2 protein-coding genes are annotated in these 2065 nt (G+C 61.7%); both read right to left on the bottom strand.

The annotated features are described in order from the left end of the window. A partial coding sequence (locus tag ACXRVY_RS25925) for a phosphotransferase family protein (RefSeq protein ID WP_458238614.1) occupies window positions 1–987 on the bottom strand: 987 nt, incomplete at its 3' end. Window positions 988–1131: 144 nt separating this feature from the next. Continuing rightward, complete coding sequence (locus ACXRVY_RS25920) at window positions 1132–2064, bottom strand: 2-hydroxyacid dehydrogenase (RefSeq protein WP_458238613.1); 933 nt, start codon at window positions 2062–2064, stop codon at window positions 1132–1134. Window position 2065 lies beyond the last annotated feature (1 nt).

Below are 2065 nucleotides of genomic sequence, written 5' to 3'. Positions count from 1 at the left end.
GTCCTGGGTCTGGCCATGGTAGAAGCGGTAGTAGATCTGCTGCACGATGCCGGCCAGGCGGAACAGGCCGTAGGTGTAGTAGAAATCGAAATTGTCGATGCGGATGCCCGAGCGTTCGGCGTAGTAATCGACGAACTCACGGCGGGTCAACATGCCCGGCGCGTGGCTTGGTTGGCGGCGCATCATCTGCACCGGCGCCGGATCATCGGCTTCGATCCAGTAGGCGAGGGTGTTGCCCAGGTCCATCAGCGGATCGCCCAGGGTGGTCAGTTCCCAGTCGAGCACGCCGATGATCTGCATCGGGTTGTTCGGGTCGAGGATCACGTTGTCGAAGCGGTAGTCGTTGTGCACGATGCTGGAGACCGGGTGGTCGGCCGGCATCTTGTCGTTGAGCCAGGCTTTCACCGTTTGCCAGTGTGGCGCATCGGGGGTCAGGGCTTTTTCGTAGCGATCGCTCCAGCCTTTGATTTGCCGCGCCACGTAACCTTCGGGTTTGCCCAGGTCGCCCAGGCCGTAGGCGTTGTAGTCGACGCGATGCAGTTCCACGAACTTGTCGATGAAGCTCTTGCACAAGGCTTCGGTTTTCGCCGTATCCAGGCCCAGTTCCGGCGGCAGGTCCGAGCGCAGGATGATGCCGTTGACTCGTTCCATGACATAGAACTCGGCACCGATCACCGATTCGTCGGTGCAGTGCACATAGGCTTTCGGGCAGTACGGAAAACCGTCGCGCAGTTGATTGAGGATGCGGAATTCACGGCCCATGTCGTGGGCCGACCTGGCCTTGTGGCCGAAGGGCGGGCGACGCAGGACGAATTCCTGTTCGGGGTATTCCAGCAAGTAGGTGAGGTTAGAAGCGCCGCCCGGAAACTGGCTGATTTGAGGCAAGCCGCTGAGCCCCGGAATATGGGCCTTGAGGTACGGATCGATCAGGCTCGCATCGAGCTCTTCGCCGGTGCGGGTACGGGTGGACTGGTCATTAAGCGCCATGCTTATCCCTTCTGCTTATTCTGGAGGCCTGAAACTATTGGCTAATCTAATGCCCACACGGCGCACCCACAACCGCGAATGGCTCTTATAGGCGAGCGTGTTGCCGGCCAATCATTGTTTTTGATACAGCTGTTTGAATCGCCGTCACTGGGCGACATGGCTCGTGGCGGGTGGCAAGTTGATCGGCGTCAGCACCGGTTGGCTGGAGAAAAACGCCACGAGGTTCTTGCCCACCAGTTCAACGGTGCCTTGGGTGGCTTCCGGGGACAGCCCGGCGACATGGGGCGTGAGGATCACGTTGCTCAGGGTCTTGAGCTCATCCGGTACCTTCGGTTCGGCGTCGAATACATCCAGCGCGGCACCGGCGATCCGGCGTTGCTGCAGGGCGCTGATCAGGTCAGCGGTGGCAATCACGCTGGCCCGGGCGATGTTGACGATAAACCCCTTGGGGCCCAACGCGTCGAGCACCTGGCGATTGACCAGGTGTCTTGTGGCCGGGCCTCCGGGCGTGGCGACGATCAGGAAGTCCGAGGTGCGCGCCAGTTCGGTAGGGGTCGAGCAGAAGGTGTAGGGCACATCGCTGCGATGCTGGCGATTGTGGTAACCAATGGTCATGTCGAAACCGGCGCTGGCGCGTTTGGCGATGGCCATGCCGACCGCGCCGAGGCCAAGGATGCCCAGGCGTTTGCCGGCGAGGGAAGGGCGCATGATCTTCGGCCACTCGCCGCGTCGTACGGCAGCATCACAGCGGGGTATATCGCGCACCAGCGACAGCAGCAGCGCCATGGCATGGTCGGCGACGGACGAGGCGTTGACCCCGGCGCCATTGGTCACGGTGATGCCGCGATCAGCGGCCGCCTGCAGGTCGACATGCTCATAACCGGCACCGATCACGCAGATGATCTTGAGATTGGGCAGGGCGGCGATTTCATCGGCATACAGCCCCAGGGGGCCACGGGTCAGGACGGCATCGATGTGGCCGGCATAGCGGGTGATGGCCTCTGCGCGCTCGGCGGGTGTCGGAGCCAGAATCAGGTGGAAGCCTTGATGCTCTAGAATCGGCAGGTAATCATTGATG

It is taken from the genome of Pseudomonas sp. P5_A2_2 (assembly GCF_054177685.1).
Note: the sequence above shows the minus strand (reverse complement) of the source record. Positions and strands in the feature narration are given on the sequence as shown.